The sequence below is a fragment of the Methylobacterium sp. CM6247 genome (assembly GCF_054817925.1).
On record NZ_JBTXKX010000006.1, the window covers coordinates 1 to 19,540 of the forward strand.

Annotated in this window: 11 protein-coding genes and 2 pseudogenes; 5 read left to right on the plus strand and 8 right to left on the minus strand. The window is 58.8% G+C overall.

Annotated features, from left to right (window positions below):
* Positions 1-110: 110 nt before the first annotated feature.
* Entirely contained in the window at positions 111-344 is a 234-nt protein-coding gene (locus tag ACYQOP_RS26990) for an HGGxSTG domain-containing protein (RefSeq protein WP_461225735.1), read from the plus strand.
* Here the strand turns inward: ACYQOP_RS26990 and ACYQOP_RS26995 are convergent.
* From ACYQOP_RS26995 to ACYQOP_RS27015, 5 genes are all read right to left on the minus strand, one after another.
* A complete protein-coding gene (locus ACYQOP_RS26995) occupies positions 341-763 on the minus strand; it encodes a hypothetical protein (protein WP_461225665.1) in 423 nt (140 codons plus the stop codon). The genes ACYQOP_RS26990 and ACYQOP_RS26995 overlap by 4 nt on opposite strands.
* A 5-nt stretch (positions 764-768) precedes the next feature.
* On the minus strand, positions 769-1,362 hold the full coding sequence (locus ACYQOP_RS27000; protein WP_461225737.1) for a recombinase family protein: 594 nt from the start codon (positions 1,360-1,362) through the stop codon (positions 769-771).
* 142 nt (positions 1,363-1,504) lie between these two features.
* Complete coding sequence (locus ACYQOP_RS27005; RefSeq protein ID WP_461225667.1) at positions 1,505-1,711, minus strand: hypothetical protein; 207 nt, start codon at positions 1,709-1,711, stop codon at positions 1,505-1,507.
* A 99-nt stretch (positions 1,712-1,810) separates the two neighbouring features.
* Positions 1,811-2,374: a helix-turn-helix transcriptional regulator gene (locus tag ACYQOP_RS27010; RefSeq protein WP_461225669.1), complete on the minus strand. Its 564-nt coding sequence runs from the start codon at positions 2,372-2,374 to the stop codon at positions 1,811-1,813.
* A 57-nt stretch (positions 2,375-2,431) separates the two neighbouring features.
* Positions 2,432-2,686: a hypothetical protein gene (locus ACYQOP_RS27015; protein ID WP_461225671.1), complete on the minus strand. Its 255-nt coding sequence runs from the start codon at positions 2,684-2,686 to the stop codon at positions 2,432-2,434.
* Between the two features lie 363 nt (positions 2,687-3,049).
* Between ACYQOP_RS27015 and ACYQOP_RS27020 the strand changes: the two genes are divergently transcribed.
* Together ACYQOP_RS27020 and ACYQOP_RS27025 are read left to right on the plus strand one after the other, a co-directional pair.
* Entirely contained in the window at positions 3,050-12,166 is a 9,117-nt protein-coding gene (locus ACYQOP_RS27020) for an Ig-like domain-containing protein (RefSeq protein WP_461225673.1), read from the plus strand.
* 1,350 nt (positions 12,167-13,516) lie between these two features.
* Positions 13,517-13,813: pseudogene (locus ACYQOP_RS27025) on the plus strand (IS5 family transposase); the annotation flags it as partial.
* Between the two features lie 937 nt (positions 13,814-14,750).
* Here the strand turns inward: ACYQOP_RS27025 and ACYQOP_RS27030 are convergent.
* The 3 genes and pseudogenes from ACYQOP_RS27030 to ACYQOP_RS27040 all read right to left on the minus strand — a co-directional run bounded on the left by ACYQOP_RS27030 (position 14,751) and on the right by ACYQOP_RS27040 (position 16,868).
* Entirely contained in the window at positions 14,751-14,951 is a 201-nt protein-coding gene (locus ACYQOP_RS27030) for a hypothetical protein (protein ID WP_461225675.1), read from the minus strand.
* 434 nt (positions 14,952-15,385) lie between these two features.
* Positions 15,386-16,003: pseudogene (locus ACYQOP_RS27035) on the minus strand (IS3 family transposase); the annotation flags it as partial.
* A 691-nt stretch (positions 16,004-16,694) separates the two neighbouring features.
* Positions 16,695-16,868, minus strand: coding sequence for a hypothetical protein (locus tag ACYQOP_RS27040; RefSeq protein WP_461225745.1), 174 nt, complete (start codon positions 16,866-16,868; stop codon positions 16,695-16,697).
* Between the two features lie 127 nt (positions 16,869-16,995).
* On the opposite strand from ACYQOP_RS27040, the gene ACYQOP_RS27045 reads away from it, so the two are divergent.
* Positions 16,996-17,985: an SDR family oxidoreductase gene (locus tag ACYQOP_RS27045; protein ID WP_461225677.1), complete on the plus strand. Its 990-nt coding sequence runs from the start codon at positions 16,996-16,998 to the stop codon at positions 17,983-17,985.
* A 209-nt stretch (positions 17,986-18,194) separates the two neighbouring features.
* Positions 18,195-19,496: an IS701 family transposase gene (locus ACYQOP_RS27050; RefSeq protein WP_461225739.1), complete on the plus strand. Its 1,302-nt coding sequence runs from the start codon at positions 18,195-18,197 to the stop codon at positions 19,494-19,496.
* Positions 19,497-19,540: the final 44 nt, after the last annotated feature.

Genomic DNA, 19,540 nt, shown 5'->3' on the forward strand with positions numbered 1-19,540 from the left:
GCGCGTCACGGTCGAGGCCGGCGGGCAGGCAGTGGTCGGTGCGGTTAGCGTTCGATCGCCTGGGGGAGGGGCTCCTGATAAAATCTGAGGGCAACCCCATGCACGGGCCGATGCACCTTTCGCCGAGGTGCGGAGCGAGGACACGCAGCGGAAGTCCCTGCTGTTCCCCCGCAATGCCGAATGGCCGCTGCCGCATGCACGGTGGCGCTTCTCCCGGTGCACCGAAGGGTCCGCGCAATGGTATGTATCGACACGGGCGCTACACAGCCGAAGCAGTAGAAACTCGTCGCGAACTCAGCGAGTGGCTTCGTCTGATGCGGCAGGCTGCCGAAGGCGTTGGCTAATACGAGCCTCGGAACAGGTCGCCGGAGGCCTTGCGCCGGAAAAGGGTTCGCCATCGACGACGTTGGTGCTCCGGCCGGTCATGGTTCATGTGGCACCGTTGACAGAAGGCCGCGAGGTTCTTGTCCGTGTTGTTGCCGGTGTCGTGGTCGCGATGCGCGGTCGCGAGCACCACCCTGGTCGGGCGCAGGCGTCCAAGGTCCTCGAAGCTCGGGAGGCTTTGGAGAGTGTGCCCCCTTCCGTCACGCCAACAGCCGGTCGAGGCATCCCACCAGCGTCCGTCGCCCAAATGGTAGATCGTCTGCCCGTGCGGCCGTCCGCATCCCTCACAGGCACCTCCTGCCCGTCGGAAGCGGATCACGGCGGAGAGCTGCGGCCAGTCGATCGGGTAGTAGAAGCGGTGCTCACGCCGGATCGGCATCGCGATCAGGTCTCCCTGGCTGCGGCGGCAGCTTGGCTGCGTGCCCGGGCTTGGGGGAAGTAGCTGTAGAAGGTATCCCGGCTGACCCCGAGGCGCTGGGCGATCGCCGCGATCGAGATCGTACCGGATTGCAGCAGGGCGCGCCCGACTTCGAGATCGGCATCGGTGAGCTTCTTCGGTCGGCCACCCTTCCGGCCGCGGGCCAGGGCCGCCTTCAGCCCTTCCATCGTGCGCTCACGGTTCAGGTCGAGAAAGTACTCAGCCATGGCGCCGTGCATCTGCAAGGCGAAGCGACCATGAGCGGTGTCGCTATCAAACTGCTCGGTAAGGCTGCGAAAGTGGATCTCCTTCGTGCGGAGGCTGTCGATCGTGCGCATCATCTCGACCAGCGAGCGACCGAGCCGATCGAGTTTCCATACCACCAACACGTCGGTCGGGCGTAGGTAGGCGAGGGCCGCATCGAACTCAGGCCGCTTCGTACCGGCTTTACCCGACTTCTTCTCCTCGAATAGCCGTTCGCACCCGGCCTTTGTCAGCGCATCACGCTGGAGGTCCAGGTTTTGATCGAGGGTTGAGACACGGGCATATCCGACGAGCATGTCGGGATAGTGATTCAAGCACGTTTAATCCGCAATAGAAAACCAGTCATATTTTCCCGACAGGAACGGGGCCGTTTTGGCCCGTGTCCCAAGCGCATCCATCGTTCGTCGGGAAAACGAACGGATAGCTGACACCGCCAAGCTATGCGCTGCCTGGCGCGAACACGAGAGCGATGCCGATGGCGTGGACGAGGAGCGGGATCAGGACGGCCAGGAAGTAAGCCCCGGCATCACCCAGCAGGGCGAATCCGAGCAAGCTCGCCGAGACCAACAGGCTCGCTGTGACGAGCAAAGCACGGGTTCCGAACCACTCGATCAATCGCGGCACGAATTGGCTGATACCGACCACCGTGGCCGTCAGGGGCAGGCAGGCGAGCCCAGCGATGAGCGGCGTGTATGGAAGCGGGATTCCGAGCGTTTAAGCCAAGTTTTGCCAGATAATTCATATTTATGGCAATATAGATACTTTCAGGAGTAGTGATACAAGCTCAGATTGGCGTCTAGTTTTTGTTTTACCATAGATTGAGGCTAAATGTGTTCGAACTGTCCACAAAGAAATATTTCTTATGTTTGCTATTTCAATAGGCGTTTTCCCGTCAATTATTAGTAGCGATATTTTTGCTTCTGCTGAAGTAAGATTAAATGTCTTTTGCAAGACTTCAGCATTAGGTTCCGGAGATTTTTCCATGTCTAGTAAGACTAGAACAGCACTTATATACGCGTCTCTATGCTTTCCGGTAGGAATACAATAAAGAGCAATTGGTTTACTGTCTTTACGGGGAATAATAACCCAAGATTCAGAGTCAATTCTAAATCTATGACTACTTCTCGCCATCAATTCTTTGACGCCGTCTCGCAGCTCAATTTCATTAGTAATGCTACTGCCACTAAAATCACTAAGAATTATTTTTGCAAGCTTATTTGAGTCAGTAACATGCCCTGCTTTATCAATAGTAATAGCTCCACAGCCAATGCGTTCTAATATACGAAGTAGAGGGCTTTCTAGCGACATAAATAAATGACAATATCTATAGAACGCTTAAATTATAAAAGCGAGTAACAGTTGGTTTTAAGTTTGATTCACTTCCATCTGGGCTGTGATCCATGATTTAGCAGCTTCTAAAGAAGAAAACATCAAGCCTTGTTGATCGCACAGGCCAAAGCCTTTATCTAAATACCATTCAGTATATTCCGGGTCTTTATCAAATTCAGATGAGCGTATTAAAATAGCTACTATCCTTCCAGAAAACATTCCAAGGCATGCATACTCTTCGCATTCTGGATCCCCAAGAAGAGTGGGTTTAAAGTAAACTTGAGGGTCCATAGCTCAATAACCTGTATGTATGCGTGATTTAATTTTGATAAAACTCATCCTGTGCATCAAAAGGAGTTTTTTGAATCATAACATGTATATTTTAGTTATCACCATACCTCATACGAGGGATAGGAAAAAAAATATTAAAATTTCTGCATTATCCCTCATATGAGGGATGTATCTAGAGGTACATTCAGGTACTAACCGCTTCCAATCAGTTTTTGATGGTAGGTCAGCAAAACAATTTAGCATTAGTAAATGCTTGTCTTCTTAGGCACACAAATTGTATTTCTGATCGTCATCACTTTAAATCGATGTGCTTAAAGCTAATAACTTAGAGCATAACTGAGTTAAATTTTCGGGGGAAGTGTCATGGCTACTGTGATCGTTGATCTGGCTTCGACGGAATTCAGCAACACCAGCCCGATATCCGAGGTAACGTTCATCCTGAGTGCAGCCTCATCTTCTTTCGATAAAGACGATGTTACGGTTGAGGGCGGCATACTTAGCGATCTGACTACCAGCGATGATATAACATACAGTGGTACTTTCACTGTCGCGCCGGACTCCAACATTGCGGTCTCGATTTCGGTAGCTGCTGGGGCCGCAGATGGCTTTATTGAAGCCGCCTCCAATACTGAGCGCGCTTCGGTCGACACCGTCAACCCGACGGCGACGGTCGCGATCGTCGACGACAGCTTCAACGATGCCAACCTTACCTCGACGGTGAGCCTTACCTTCTCGGAGGAGGTCGATCCGGCTTCGCTCACGTTCACCGCTACCGGCGGTAGCGTGAATGCGTCGACGCTGGTCGTCGCTGCTGACGGGCGCTCGGCCACGATCGTATTCACCGCGGATCAGGACAGCACGGACGACGCCACGGTCAGCCTTGCAGGGTTCACCGATCTGGCTGGCAATGCCGGCGAAGCTGTCACCTCCGATCCGATCTCGGTCGACACCGTCAACCCGACGGCGACGGTCGCGATCGTCGACGACAGCTTCAACGATGCCAACCTTACCTCGACGGTGAGCCTCACCTTCTCGGAGGAGGTCGATCCGGCTTCGCTCACGTTCACCGCTACCGGCGGTAGCGTGAATGCGTCGACGCTGGTCGTCGCTGCTGACGGGCGCTCGGCCACGATCGTATTCACCGCGGATCAGGACAGCACGGACGACGCCACGGTCAGCCTTGCAGGGTTCACCGATCTGGCTGGCAATGCCGGCGAAGCTGTCACCTCCGATCCGATCTCGGTCGACACCGTCAACCCGACGGCGACGGTCGCGATCGTCGACGACAGCTTCAACGACGCCAACCTTACCTCGACGGTGAGCCTTACCTTCTCGGAGGAGGTCGATCCGGCTTCGCTCACGTTCACCGCTACCGGCGGTAGCGTGAATGCGTCGACGCTGGTCGTCGCTGCTGACGGGCGCTCGGCCACGATCGTATTCACCGCGGATCAGGACAGCACGGACGACGCCACGGTCAGCCTTGCAGGGTTCACCGATCTGGCTGGCAATGCCGGCGAAGCTGTCACCTCCGATCCGGTCTCGGTCGACACCGTCAACCCGACAGTTTCTCTGTTGGCGATCTCAACAGATACTGGTGCGAGCAATTCAGACGAAATCACACGTGACCCTACCCTGTCAGTCAGCGGCATAGTCGAGGTGGGCTCTACCGTCTCCGTGGCAGTGCTCAACGCGAACGGTAATCCCGTACTTGTAGGGGGGACTCCACTGACCCTGGCTGCCACGGTTACCAATGGCGCCTTCACCACGGAGAGCAGCCCCGCCCTGGCGGACGGCACCTATATCTTCCGTGCCACTGCTACGGATGCCGTTGGTAACACCAGCGTGAGCGATCTCAAGCCTGTGCGGGTAGACACCACTACGCCAGCCCCGACGGTTGGTCTCGCGGGCGCCTCCGATACTGGCGTTAGTGCAAGTGACCAAATCACCAAAACCACTACGCCTGCCTTCACAGGAACAGCCGAAGCTGGTGCCACTGTCCAGATCTTCTTGAACGGAAGTGAAATCGGCACGGCGGTTGCGGATTCAAACAACACTTACACTTTGGCGTTTGCTGACACAGATCTGAACGGCACCGCTCTGACAAATGGCAGCTACACGCTTACGGCCATTGCTACGGATGTCGCGGGTAACGTGAAGCTGAGCACAGCTTCCACGAGCTTCTCGGTCGACACCGTCACCCCGACGGCGACGGTCGCGATCGTCGACGACAGCTTCAACGACGCCAACCGTACCTCGACGGTGAGCCTTACCTTCTCGGAGGAGGTCGATCCGGCTTCGCTCACGTTCACCGCTACCGGCGGTAGCGTGAATGCGTCGACGCTGGTCGTCGCTGCTGACGGGCGCTCGGCCACGATCGTATTCACCGCGGATCAGGACAGCACGGACGACGCCACGGTCAGCCTTGCAGGGTTCACCGATCTGGCTGGCAATGCCGGCGAAGCTGTCACCTCCGATCCGGTCTCGGTCGACACCGTCAACCCGACGGCGACGGTCGCGATCGTCGACGACAGCTTCAACGACGCCAACCTTACCTCGACGGTGAGCCTCACCTTCTCGGAGGAGGTCGATCCGGCTTCGCTCACGTTCACCGCTACCGGCGGTAGCGTGAATGCGTCGACGCTGGTCGTCGCTGCTGACGGGCGCTCGGCCACGATCGTATTCACCGCGGATCAGGACAGCACGGACGACGCCACGGTCAGCCTTGCAGGGTTCACCGATCTGGCTGGCAATGCCGGCGAAGCTGTCACCTCCGATCCGATCTCGGTCGACACCGTCAACCCGACGGCGACGGTCGCGATCGTCGACGACAGCTTCAACGATGCCAACCGTACCTCGACGGTGAGCCTCACCTTCTCGGAGGAGGTCGATCCGGCTTCGCTCACGTTCACCGCTACCGGCGGTAGCGTGAATGCGTCGACGCTGGTCGTCGCTGCTGACGGGCGCTCGGCCACGATCGTATTCACCGCGGATCAGGACAGCACGGACGACGCCACGGTCAGCCTTGCAGGGTTCACCGATCTGGCTGGCAATGCCGGCGAAGCTGTCACCTCCGATCCGATCTCGGTCGACACCGTCAACCCGACGGCGACGGTCGCGATCGTCGACGACAGCTTCAACGACGCCAACCTTACCTCGACGGTGAGCCTCACCTTCTCGGAGGAGGTCGATCCGGCTTCGCTCACGTTCACCGCTACCGGCGGTAGCGTGAATGCGTCGACGCTGGTCGTCGCTGCTGACGGGCGCTCGGCCACGATCGTATTCACCGCGGATCAGGACAGCACGGACGACGCCACGGTCAGCCTTGCAGGGTTCACCGATCTGGCTGGCAATGCCGGCGAAGCTGTCACCTCCGATCCGATCTCGGTCGACACCGTCACCCCGACGGCGACGGTCGCGATCGTCGACGACAGCTTCAACGATGCCAACCTTACCTCGACGGTGAGCCTCACCTTCTCGGAGGAGGTCGATCCGGCTTCGCTCACGTTCACCGCTACCGGCGGTAGCGTGAATGCGTCGACGCTGGTCGTCGCTGCTGACGGGCGCTCGGCCACGATCGTATTCACCGCGGATCAGGACAGCACGGACGACGCCACGGTCAGCCTTGCAGGGTTCACCGATCTGGCTGGCAATGCCGGCGAAGCTGTCACCTCCGATCCGGTCTCGGTCGACACCGTCAACCCGACAGTTTCTCTGTTGGCGATCTCAACAGATACCGGTGCGAGCAATTCAGACGAAATCACACGTGACCCTACCCTGTCAGTCAGCGGCATAGTCGAGGTGGGCTCTACCGTCTCCGTGGCAGTGCTCAACGCGAACGGTAATCCCGTACTTGTAGGGGGGACTCCACTGACCCTGGCTGCCACGGTTACCAATGGCGCCTTCACCACGGAGAGCAGCCCCGCCCTGGCGGACGGCACCTATATCTTCCGTGCCACTGCTACGGATGCCGTTGGTAACACCAGCGTGAGCGATCTCAAGCCTGTGCGGGTAGACACCACTACGCCAGCCCCGACGGTTGGTCTCGCGGGCGCCTCCGATACTGGCGTTAGTGCAAGTGACCAAATCACCAAAACCACTACGCCTGCCTTCACAGGAACAGCCGAAGCTGGTGCCACTGTCCAGATCTTCTTGAACGGAAGTGAAATCGGCACGGCGGTTGCGGATTCAAACAACACTTACACTTTGGCGTTTGCTGACACAGATCTGAACGGCACCGCTCTGACAAATGGCAGCTACACGCTTACGGCCGCTGCTACGGATGTCGCGGGTAACGTGAAGCTGAGCACAGCTTCCACGAGCTTCTCGGTCGACACCGTCAACCCGACGGCGACGGTCGCGATCGTCGACGACAGCTTCAACGACGCCAACCTTACCTCGACGGTGAGCCTCACCTTCTCGGAGGAGGTCGATCCGGCTTCGCTCACGTTCACCGCTACCGGCGGTAGCGTGAATGCGTCGACGCTGGTCGTCGCTGCTGACGGGCGCTCGGCCACGATCGTATTCACCGCGGATCAGGACAGCACGGACGACGCCACGGTCAGCCTTGCAGGGTTCACCGATCTGGCTGGCAATGCCGGCGAAGCTGTCACCTCCGATCCGATCTCGGTCGACACCGTCAACCCGACGGCGACGGTCGCGATCGTCGACGACAGCTTCAACGATGCCAACCTTACCTCGACGGTGAGCCTTACCTTCTCGGAGGAGGTCGATCCGGCTTCGCTCACGTTCACCGCTACCGGCGGTAGCGTGAATGCGTCGACGCTGGTCGTCGCTGCTGACGGGCGCTCGGCCACGATCGTATTCACCGCGGATCAGGACAGCACGGACGACGCCACGGTCAGCCTTGCAGGGTTCACCGATCTGGCTGGCAATGCCGGCGAAGCTGTCACCTCCGATCCGATCTCGGTCGACACCGTCAACCCGACGGCGACGGTCGCGATCGTCGACGACAGCTTCAACGATGCCAACCTTACCTCGACGGTGAGCCTCACCTTCTCGGAGGAGGTCGATCCGGCTTCGCTCACGTTCACCGCTACCGGCGGTAGCGTGAATGCGTCGACGCTGGTCGTCGCTGCTGACGGGCGCTCGGCCACGATCGTATTCACCGCGGATCAGGACAGCACGGACGACGCCACGGTCAGCCTTGCAGGGTTCACCGATCTGGCTGGCAATGCCGGCGAAGCTGTCACCTCCGATCCGATCTCGGTCGACACCGTCACCCCGACGGCGACGGTCGCGATCGTCGACGACAGCTTCAACGACGCCAACCTTACCTCGACGGTGAGCCTTACCTTCTCGGAGGAGGTCGATCCGGCTTCGCTCACGTTCACCGCTACCGGCGGTAGCGTGAATGCGTCGACGCTGGTCGTCGCTGCTGACGGGCGCTCGGCCACGATCGTATTCACCGCGGATCAGGACAGCACGGACGACGCCACGGTCAGCCTTGCAGGGTTCACCGATCTGGCTGGCAATGCCGGCGAAGCTGTCACCTCCGATCCGATCTCGGTCGACACCGTCAACCCGACGGCGACGGTCGCGATCGTCGACGACAGCTTCAACGACGCCAACCTTACCTCGACGGTGAGCCTCACCTTCTCGGAGGAGGTCGATCCGGCTTCGCTCACGTTCACCGCTACCGGCGGTAGCGTGAATGCGTCGACGCTGGTCGTCGCTGCTGACGGGCGCTCGGCCACGATCGTATTCACCGCGGATCAGGACAGCACGGACGACGCCACGGTCAGCCTTGCAGGGTTCACCGATCTGGCTGGCAATGCCGGCGAAGCTGTCACCTCCGATCCGATCTCGGTCGACACCGTCAACCCGACGGCGACGGTCGCGATCGTCGACGACAGCTTCAACGATGCCAACCGTACCTCGACGGTGAGCCTCACCTTCTCGGAGGAGGTCGATCCGGCTTCGCTCACGTTCACCGCTACCGGCGGTAGCGTGAATGCGTCGACGCTGGTCGTCGCTGCTGACGGGCGCTCGGCCACGATCGTATTCACCGCGGATCAGGACAGCACGGACGACGCCACGGTCAGCCTTGCAGGGTTCACCGATCTGGCTGGCAATGCCGGCGAAGCTGTCACCTCCGATCCGATCTCGGTCGACACCGTCAACCCGACGGCGACGGTCGCGATCGTCGACGACAGCTTCAACGACGCCAACCTTACCTCGACGGTGAGCCTCACCTTCTCGGAGGAGGTCGATCCGGCTTCGCTCACGTTCACCGCTACCGGCGGTAGCGTGAATGCGTCGACGCTGGTCGTCGCTGCTGACGGGCGCTCGGCCACGATCGTATTCACCGCGGATCAGGACAGCACGGACGACGCCACGGTCAGCCTTGCAGGGTTCACCGATCTGGCTGGCAATGCCGGCGAAGCTGTCACCTCCGATCCGATCTCGGTCGACACCGTCACCCCGACGGCGACGGTCGCGATCGTCGACGACAGCTTCAACGATGCCAACCTTACCTCGACGGTGAGCCTTACCTTCTCGGAGGAGGTCGATCCGGCTTCGCTCACGTTCACCGCTACCGGCGGTAGCGTGAATGCGTCGACGCTGGTCGTCGCTGCTGACGGGCGCTCGGCCACGATCGTATTCACCGCGGATCAGGACAGCACGGACGACGCCACGGTCAGCCTTGCAGGGTTCACCGATCTGGCTGGCAATGCCGGCGAAGCTGTCACCTCCGATCCGATCTCGGTCGACACCGTCAACCCGACGGCGACGGTCGCGATCGTCGACGACAGCTTCAACGATGCCAACCGTACCTCGACGGTGAGCCTTACCTTCTCGGAGGAGGTCGATCCGGCTTCGCTCACGTTCACCGCTACCGGCGGTAGCGTGAATGCGTCGACGCTGGTCGTCGCTGCTGACGGGCGCTCGGCCACGATCGTATTCACCGCGGATCAGGACAGCACGGACGACGCCACGGTCAGCCTTGCAGGGTTCACCGATCTGGCTGGCAATGCCGGCGAAGCTGTCACCTCCGATCCGGTCTCGGTCGACACCGTCAACCCAATCTTTGGCCTACTATCGATTTCGTCTGATCTGGGACAAAGTTCCATTGATTACATTACGCGCGATAGCACTCTTTCCGTAAGAGGATCAGTCAGTAATGTAGATATCGGTGCGAGCGTCAGTGTTGTCGTGATGAATGGTAACATCCCTGTTGCTAATTTAAGCGGTAAAGTTGGAGCGGATGGAAGCTTTGTAACGAACACTAGTGGTGTACTTTCTGCTGAGGGTCTGGCGGGTACAAAGTACACATTCATAGCTTCGGTGGCAGACTCAGTTGGTAATGAGACCACAAAGAGCTTCGACGTGACGGTTGATCGTGCAACAGTTGGAGCCAGCGTCGGACTGGCGACGGGTTCCAACAGCGGCGCTACCAATGACGGGATCACCAACGACACGACGCCGGACTTCTCCGGTTTGGCAGAGGCTGGTGCAACGGTTGACGTGTTCCTGGATGGTGATCTCATTGGGACGACGGTCGCCAACAGCAACGGCAACTACACACTGAGCTTTGGTGATACGAGCTTGGTTCCGCTGAGCGACGGCACCTACACGCTGACCACCACCTCGACCGATGTTGCAGGAAACATCAAGTCGAGCACGCAAGGTACGCCCTTCACCATTGATACCAAGGTGCCGACTGCGACGATCACGTTGAGCGACAGCGCGCTGATCGCTGGTGAAACGACCCTGGTCACGATCACCTTCTCGGAGGCGGTCGCTGGCTTCGAACTCAAGGATCTGACCAGCGGCAACGGCGAGCTGACCGAGCTGAGCATCGCCAGCGTCGATCCGATCACGGGAGAGGTAACTTACACCGCGACACTGACCCCAGCTGTGAACTCGGAGGACGCCATCAACGTCGTCAGCCTGTCCACGGACTACATCGACTTGGCCGGCAACACCGGCACCGTGGCGACCAGCGCCCACTACACCGTCGATACCAAGATACCCACAGTGGCTTCTGTGGCTGTATCTGGGCCTGGTATCACAGATGGCTCAGGAACGTTGGTTACTGGCCAAACAGTGTCCTTCGCTTTCGATATATCGGAGGCAGTACGCGTAGCCGGCATTGCTGGTTTGGTATTAAACCTCAGCAACGGAGCTACCGCGAGCTACAACCAGGTTGCGTCAACTTCGACAATTCTTGTTTTTGATTACACAGTACTAGTCGATCAGGTTGCCAGTGATCTTGGTATAGAAAGTGTTTCTGCCAATGGAGCTGTGATTACCGATCTAAATGGCAACACGTTCGACGTTAATGGATTTGTTGTAAATCCTGCCGGTACTCTGAAGGTGGATGGATATACTGGAACGCAAAGAGGCGAGACTTTCAGTGGTACTGCGGGGGCCGAAACCTTCGCTGGGCTGGGCGGTAATGATACTTACCTGGTGAATAACTTTGGCGACCAAGTCATTGAGGCGCTTAATGAAGGCACCGATACGGTACGGGCCAGCGTAAGTTATGCCCTCATGGCAGGCCAAGAGATCGAGGTGCTGCGTGGCTTAGGAACGGTCGGTCTTGAACTGGTAGGCAATGAGTTTGCCAACAGGATCGTTGGAACATCCGGGAATGACGTCCTCAACGGTAACTCTGGGGCAGACTCGCTGTTCGGCAATCTTGGCGACGATGACTATTATGTCGATAACGTGAACGATGTGGTGATCGAAGCCCTTGGTGAAGGTAACGACACGGTCCATGCATCTGTCAGTTATACCCTGAAGGCCGGACAGGAGATCGAAACTCTGCAAGGCTCGGGTTCGACAGGTCTGACGCTCACTGGAAACCAGTTTGCCAACCGGATCCTTGGAACTAATGGTGGAGATGTCCTTGACGGTAAGGCAGGAGCGGATGCGTTGTTCGGTGGTCTTGGCAACGATAGTTACTATGTTGACAACAGAAACGATCAGGTAATCGAGGCGACAGGTGCCGGTAACGACACAGTCTACACCAGAGTCAACTACGCTCTGGGCGCTGGCCAGGAGATAGAGACCTTGTCAGTCATAGGCTCCAAGGGCCTCACCCTGACTGGAAACGAACTTGCCAACACAATCGTTGGAGGCGCTGGAAAAGACGTGCTGATCGGCGGCCTTGCTCGAGATGTGCTGACGGGAGGTGCTGGAAACGATACCTTCACCTTCCAGACGCTAAACGATACTGCTACTGGAGCCGCGACACGCGACATCATCCTGGACTTCAAGGTTGGGGACCACATTGATCTGTTTGCGATCGATGCCAACTCGCAAGTCTCTGGTAACCAGTCGTTCTCGTTCATCGGCGCTGGCGCTTTCACCAAGGAGGCGGGACAGCTTCACGCAACCCAATCCGGTGGCACGACCATCGTCGAGGGTGACGTGGATGGAAACGGAAAGGCCGACTTCCAGATCGTTCTCAGGAACGTGGTCGACGCCCTTCACACAAACGACTTCCTGCTCTAGTCGTAGCGACTAATACGAACGATTGACTTCAGCTCAGACGAAAGAAGCTGAAGAGAAAGCAAGATAAAACGATAGGCGCAGAGCAGGTGGTGGACAATTCACCATTCGCTCTGCGCCATTTTTAATAGGCATACTGAATGTACCCTGGAGCCCTAGGGCTCTTCGTGAGTAAAAATTTACGAATATGAAGACCGTATCCACTCGGCTTTCAGGGTTTGTTGCCCACCTAAAATCCAAAGCCGCCCTCGAGCAGCCTATTATGCTCACGGACGGTTCACGTGCCGGCGAAGCCAAAGCCTTTGCGCAGTCACATCCTGCATGAGTAGCCACCACGACTAAAATGGCCTACCGCGCGTGGCCAGTGCGGCCGGGTTGCCATACCCCATAGGCAGGACAGTAAGCGTCCCGTCATCATGAAGTGACGACCAGCCTTTTGCGTAGGTTTCAAGAGCATAGGGTTAGCCGGAATCAAGCTTCTTGGCCGGAACCAGATGTGAGCGAGGGAATCTGGTCACATTGAACCGAGTGTCATATTGAGTACGGAGGGGGTTGGTGTATATTGCATATCTAGCATATCTTATATATGCGAACTCATAATGCCGGCTCGGCTTATAGACCTTGCTAATAACATTAAGGAATAATCTATGCATTTTGATTTTAATCGATTTGGAAAACCTATAGTATTCTCTTTGCTATGTTTTATTTGCGTTTTTTATTTAAGCGGAAACTTAGTGGTGGCGTTGGCTGTTAGTTCGGTTCCGTTCTTGTTAGGATATCTGGATATATTTCCCAAATTCGGATATGTATTGACAGTGTTTATATTTCTTTTTACCGTTATTGTTATAGTAACACCAGATTATATCAAATCATCAATATCTTATAATGTTGGTAATATAATTGAGCAAATAAAGGTTGAATTCAAAGGACGTTAGGGGTAAATCCTATTTCCCTACGGGCAATCCGTTGCAGTAACCTACTACCCCGAGACGCACGCCCGCAGCCGCACGGCCCGCGGGCGTTGCTGTTTCTACGGCACGTGACAGAGATGCGATCATTCCGCCATTTACCCAACCTTGTCCATATAATCGGCATTGTGCCTTCGGAACCGGAGGCCACCCATGATCCTGTTCGCCCTTGCCGTGAAGCTTAAGTAGCTCGCCATGGCTGATTTCAAGGGCCGACACTACAAGCGGCTGTGATCATCCAGGCTGTCTCCGACAGACCGTGACGGAGCGTCCGTACTTGTCGGTGTCGCGAGGATCGCAGGAGGCGGGTGTGGAGCCGATCCGGTCGGCTAGGGCGTCTCTGCAAAGGGTTCACAGGCTGGGTGACGGTCCCCATGTTGTCGGGATGCGACGCTACGAACTGACTGATGCGCAGTGGGAGCAGATCGCCCCGTTGCTGCCTCCGCAGAAGCCGCGCACGGGCCAGCCAGCGGAGGATCACCGTCAGGTCCTGGACGGTATGCTTTGGATCCGGCGCACGGGTGCGCCCTGGGCTGATCTACCGGCCCGCTATGGTGCTGCCGGGACCGTGTCGAGCCGGTTCTATCGCTGGCGGCAGGCCGGCGTGTTCGACCGGGTGCTGCGGCGCCTGCAGGCGCAAGCCGATGCCCGAGGCGACCTCGACTGGGACCTGCACTTCGTGTGCGTACCGCTCAGCGTGAGATGGACGATCCTCCCCGCCGACCTCGTGATCAGATCGAGGCGGCGGGGCAGCTTCCCCCGTCGCACTCCCATCCCTGCACGTCCGGCCTATCTCGCCGTGGTCGCCACACGAGGGACCAGCATGAGCACCGAACGCGCCGAGGGATACATTGAGGCTTTGGCTGACATGAGAGCGACGATCCCGCGGCGGACCTATGAGCTCGACATCACGAACGACGGCAAGCTCGAACTCTTCAATCTGCTGTCGATGTTGGACGATATGCTGAAGGGCGGGACGCCTCCCGAGGAACACGACAACGATGCGCCGGAGCCGCTGAGTGGCAGCTTCTGAGTGACCTTATGGAGCAAATTCACCAAGCCCTAGGGCGAGGCGCGGATTAGCTAACGCCATACAAAATTGGCTGCCTGCGTTCGAATTACTGTCCGAAGCCCACTGCCCTCGTTTGGCTGCGATCATCTGTGATGTAGGCGCGCGATCAGGAGATGGATAAAAAGTGCGCAGCGTGCTGTTGGCAGTCGTAATCGTAGCAGTTGGAGGGGTTGCTACTCACGCATCCCCGCGTGCTGCCCATCCTCAGCCGACAATGTCCACGACACTGGATCCCATCGAAGTCGAAGGATTGAAGAGCCCTGACGGCGGCTTGGAAACATCGCGAGCCGGCGCGCAGGCTCAACAAGACGCATTTGATCGGCGCATCGCTCGTAGCAGTAAGCGGGCCATTGGCTCGATCTGCTTGGGCTGCACTGGTAGCGTAGCTACAGCTAAGGCGCGCCCTTCAAGAGCGAGGCCGATGGTGGCGAGTGCCGAGGCCGGCGCGGATGATGAGCCAATTGTTGACAAAGCGGACCAAGCCCCACTTGATTAAGCGCCTCTTGTTCTACGGGTAGCGGTTTGGTGAATTTGCTCCATAAGGCCGCTATTTTTTATCTATCAATTTTGTACGATCCGACCTACGCTTATTGAGTTTTATCGTAAGTTCTTCAATGAAAGTCTGCTTAGGGCTGCTCATCATTGTCTCTTTATCGATCATGCGCTCCAGCCTCGCAATATCTCCATCTATTTTACGCAGTTTTCGCCCCGGCCATCCAGCAAAAATAATATCTGATGCAGTATTCATTAGACGATCTATTGCTCTCTGCATTATGGATAGCATTAAATTCCCCAGATCGTTATCCCGCTTCGGTTTGTATGGGCGGTTTCGTGCCGATGCAAGGTTGCATTGGTATTATCTTGCGAGTTTTGACGAACTGTCTGGTTAGGGACCAACCAGGCCGGGCTATAATAATAAGATGCGGGAAACCTTAGAAAGGCGCCGAGCCGCGAACCCGTATGTCGCAGCGATCATGATCTCGACCGCGTTCGGTTACATCGGCTTGCTGCTTGTAGGGGTCATCTACGAGATCCCCTGGCTTCTTGCTGCCCTGGTGCTGCTCGCCGTTTATGGGTTTGCGCTCCGAGGGTGATTGGCTCACAAACGAAAAACCCGCCTCGGCGTGAGCCGGGCGGATGAGGATAGATTTGGCCAGTTCGACCGGGAGTTAGGCTGGTTCAGTTGTAGTGGCACCTCCATTCCTCGATGCGCTCGCGGGCATCAGCCAGCGACAGGAACCACGAGACGTTCAGGCATTCCGTCCGCAGGCGGTCGTTGAACGACTCGATTGTTGCCATTGTCGGTCGGTCTTCCTAGTCGTGAGAAGTCGATCTCGACTCCGTTCAGGTAGACGCACTGATCGAGCATGCAGCCAGCGAAATCAGGTCCGTTGTCCACCCGTAGGCTTTTCGGTCGACCTCGAAGCCTGACCAAGGCATCCAGCGCTTCGGTCACTTGGAAAGCGCGGAAGTTGGCTCTCGGCATGAGTGGAGAGCCTCTCGCGTGTGGCAATCAACGACGGCCAAGATCCGGAACAGACGTCCGTCGAAGAGGCGATCGGACATGAAGTCCATCGCCCAAACTTCGTTGGGTCCGCCGATTGCCGGTCGCCCCTGGCGATAGCGCCAAGCGCGCTTACGCTTTGGCAGCTTGGACCGGATCGACAGCCCTTCGTCACAGTAGATCCGGTAGGTGCGCTTGTGGTTCACCTCCCCGCCCTCTCCCCGAAGCAGGATATGCAGCCGCCGGTAGCCGTAGCGAACCCGCGCGGCGGCCAGCCCCTTGAGCCGCATGCGTAGACCTCGTCCACCGTTGCACCATTCTCCGCCTGCCGCAGGGCGAAGGCGATCTGTTCATTCGTGAAGCATTTGCGAGGGCTGGCATCCACCCTCCTTCAGGGTTCAGGATGCCCGAAAAATCGCGCTCAGCGTGGACCAGTTTGGCGGGTCAGGGTCTCCACCGACGTGCCTCCCCAAGGTTGTACGTGCGCCCAGAGCATAGCTTAACAGTGTCAGCTATCCGACCGTTTTCCCGACGAGCTATGGATGCGTCTGGGATGCACGTAGAAACAGCCCCGTTTCTGTCGGGAAAATATGACTGATTTTCTATTGCCAGATAAACGTGATTGAATCAGTATCCCGACATATTTTCTGTAAGCCGAGGTTCGCTAGCGCGGCGATCACACATTTCAAGAATGTCGCGAACGGCTACGCTTCGTTATCCCCATGAGATGCGAGGCGGTGAACAGACCGGAATGACGACAGCGATTGAAGCTCAGAACAATGCCACGAAGGCGATCCGACAACAGCGCTTTTGGCGAAGCTATGGCTCCGCTCTCCATCAGAGTGGCCTCGCCAGAGGTCGCCCTAACCTCGTAATAAGCCCCAAAGAGCCCCCGCCCCTGCCACCGCGAGGACTGACGGCTCGTGAGTTGATCCGCATGGCGCGGGCCGCACGGAAGACGACGGATGGAGTGTCGTAGCTCTTAGTTTAACGAAAGTGCTTCGCGATCCCCGCCAATCCCTGTTCGTAGACGCCCCCAATGTTGGCCTTCGCCTCCGCGTCGTTCATCCCAGCTGCGTCAAAGGTACGGAAGCGGATCACCGCCGAGAGCTGGGGCCAGTCGATGGGGTAGAAGAAGCGATGCTCGCGCCGGATCGGCATCCTATTAACTCGTCGATGGCACAAGGCTTCGCGCCTATCGTACAGCTCCGTCCTGCTACCTTACGGCACATCCGGCAAGCTCGCTCCAGCGCGTTCCCCCGTGGACAGTGATATGGGAGAGACGGGCATGGCGCGGGTAGCAGTCGTGACAGGAGGCAGTGCCGGCATCGGTCTGGCCACCGCGGAAGCTCTAGCCCGCAAGGGGTGGTCGGTTGCGATCGTGGCCCGCGACCCCGAACGATTAGAGGGAGCCGCCGACCTTCTGCAACGCTACGGCGGCAGGGTACTGACGATTCGTGCTGATGTCGCGGACGCGGCCGCGGTCGATGCTGCTGCTGATCAGGTTGAGCGGGATCTTGGGCCCATCGCAGCATGGGTCAACAATGCCATGTCGACCGTGGTGGCCCCGGCCGACCAGATTACCGCCGCTGAGTACACCCGCGTCACCGCCACGACCTATCTCAGTCAGGTCCACGGTACCCTCGCCGCGTTGCGCCACATGAAACCGCGTGGCCGGGGTGCGATCATCCAGGTCTCTTCTGGCCTCGCCATCCGTGCGGCCCCGCTCCAAGCCGCCTATTGCGGCGCCAAATTCGCTGTTAGCGGCTTCACCGACGCCTTGCGTTCCGAGCTGATCGCCGATCGCGTCGCAGTCTCTCTGTCCGTCGTTTATCTGCCCGCAGTGAACACCCCGCAATTCGGCTGGTCACGGAACCACACCAGGCGTCAGCAGGTCGCCCCGGACCCCGTCTTCGATCCTCGCCTTTGCGCCGACGCAATCATCCACGCGATCGAGCACCCGTCCCGCGAGGTCTGGGTTGGGCGCAGCACGCTAATGATGACCTTCGCCCAGGCCGTGGCCCCGAGCTACGCGGATAAGAAAGCGAGCGAAATGCGCGACGCCCAACTCGGCGAACCGATCCCCGAAAGGATCGGCAATCTTGATGCGCCAGTGCCGGGGCCCGCCGCAATCGATGGACGCGCGACGGACCGGGTCGTTTCGACGCGAACCGAGTTCTTCACCAGCCGACAGCGGGACGCCTTTCTGCTGGCCGCGACAGGCGGAGTGATTGCTTTGTCGGCACTTCTGCCACGGCTGGGTCGGTTTCGGCGGTAGAAACAGCAGTACATGCCGACCCATCATCCAGGCGATCTAATGCGCCGCCAGCTTGATGGAAATGAATGCTGCCGGGCACTGTGCGTGCGAATGAGGAACCGATCCTGAGGTTTTTGTATGTGGTTCCTAACACTACTTTGGCAGACTGAGGGAACGATGTAGGATTCTTGCGGATTCGCATGCCACGGCGATGTTCGTGGGTGATCGCGATGTTAGGTGCTGGCAGGTGGCGTGACGATCTGGAGAAGTGGCTGCAGCCGTTCCTGGCGGGCCTGTCGCATCCGGCGCGTCGGGCGATGTGCCCTCTCTACGTGGCGGGGCTGATCGGCTTGGGCGACCGCAAGAGCGTCCAGCCGATGGCGGCGCGGGCTGATGGGGTCCCCTACGATCGGTTGCACCACTTTATCGCGGCCGGGATCTGGGATGAAGCGCCGCTGCAGCAGGCGCTTCTGCGCGAGGCCGATCGCCTGGTCGGCGGTTCGGATGCGATCCTCGTCGTCGACGACACCGCCTTGCCGAAGAAGGGGAATCGCTCTGTCGGGGTCGCGCCGCAATACGCCACGACGCTGGGCAAGACCGCCAACTGCCAGACGCTGGTCTCGCTTACGCTGGCGCGTGGCGAGGTGCCCGTGGCTGTGGGACTGCGACTGTTCCTGCCCGAGATCTGGACGGGGGACCCGGACCGGATGGCCCGGGCCGGCGTGCCCGAGGACCGGCGCGCGGCTCGCACCAAGCTGGAGATCGCGGTTGCGGAGATCGACCGGGTCCGAGCGGGTGGCGTGCGCTTCGGCTGCGTGCTGGCGGATGCGGGTTACGGCTGCTCCGCCCCGTTCCGGCAGGCCCTGAGCGAGCGCGGCTTGAGATGGGCCGTCGGGATCTCGGGACGCAGCAAGGTCTACCCGGCCGACGTGGCGATGATCTTCCCCGTCGCGGGGCGGGGGCGACCCCGCCAGCATCACGTGCCGGATCAGGTCTCGGTCTCGGCCGAGACGATCCTGGCAGATATGACCGGCCGATCCGTGACGTGGCGACACGGCACCAAAGGGCGGCTGCGAGCTCGCTTCTGTGGGCTGCGCGTCCGGATGGCCGATGGGCCGACGCAGCGGATCGGCACACAAGGCAACCAGCACCTGCCCGGGGAAGCTGTCTGGCTGGCGCGTGAAGAGCGTGGCTCGGGCGAGCGCAAGTTCTATCTCTCGAACCTGCCGGCCGATGCGACCCTCAAGCAGCTCGCCGCCACGATCAAGGCACGCTGGATCTGCGAGCAGGCGCATCAGCAGATGAAGGAGGAGCTCGGCCTGGACCACTTCGAGGGCCGCTCGTGGACCGGGCTGCACCGACACGCGCTGATGACGATGATCGCCTACGCCTTCCTTCAGTCCCGACGCCTCGCCGCGGCGGGGCGGAAAAAAAATCGCCTGCCCACCGCCCCAGCCCTCGATGCCGGCGATCCGCCAAGCCATCCTGGATCACCTCAGCCAGCCACCACCGCGGCGATGCCCGCACTGTGATGCCGTACTCCACCGGCCTCCCTGAAATCAGTCTGCCAAAGTAG

Coding starts and splice junctions, on each gene's coding strand:
- ACYQOP_RS26990 (WP_461225735.1), top strand. CDS start 111: ATGCACCTTTCGCCGAGGTGCGGAGCGAGGACACGCAGCGGAAGTCCC.
- ACYQOP_RS26995 (WP_461225665.1), bottom strand. CDS start 763: ATGCCGATCCGGCGTGAGCACCGCTTCTACTACCCGATCGACTGGCCG.
- ACYQOP_RS27000 (WP_461225737.1), bottom strand. CDS start 1,362: ATGCTCGTCGGATATGCCCGTGTCTCAACCCTCGATCAAAACCTGGAC.
- ACYQOP_RS27010 (WP_461225669.1), bottom strand. CDS start 2,374: ATGTCGCTAGAAAGCCCTCTACTTCGTATATTAGAACGCATTGGCTGT.
- ACYQOP_RS27015 (WP_461225671.1), bottom strand. CDS start 2,686: ATGGACCCTCAAGTTTACTTTAAACCCACTCTTCTTGGGGATCCAGAA.
- ACYQOP_RS27020 (WP_461225673.1), top strand. CDS start 3,050: ATGGCTACTGTGATCGTTGATCTGGCTTCGACGGAATTCAGCAACACC.
- ACYQOP_RS27030 (WP_461225675.1), bottom strand. CDS start 14,951: ATGAATACTGCATCAGATATTATTTTTGCTGGATGGCCGGGGCGAAAA.
- ACYQOP_RS27040 (WP_461225745.1), bottom strand. CDS start 16,868: ATGCCGATCCGGCGCGAGCATCGCTTCTTCTACCCCATCGACTGGCCC.
- ACYQOP_RS27045 (WP_461225677.1), top strand. CDS start 16,996: ATGGCGCGGGTAGCAGTCGTGACAGGAGGCAGTGCCGGCATCGGTCTG.
- ACYQOP_RS27050 (WP_461225739.1), top strand. CDS start 18,195: ATGTTAGGTGCTGGCAGGTGGCGTGACGATCTGGAGAAGTGGCTGCAG.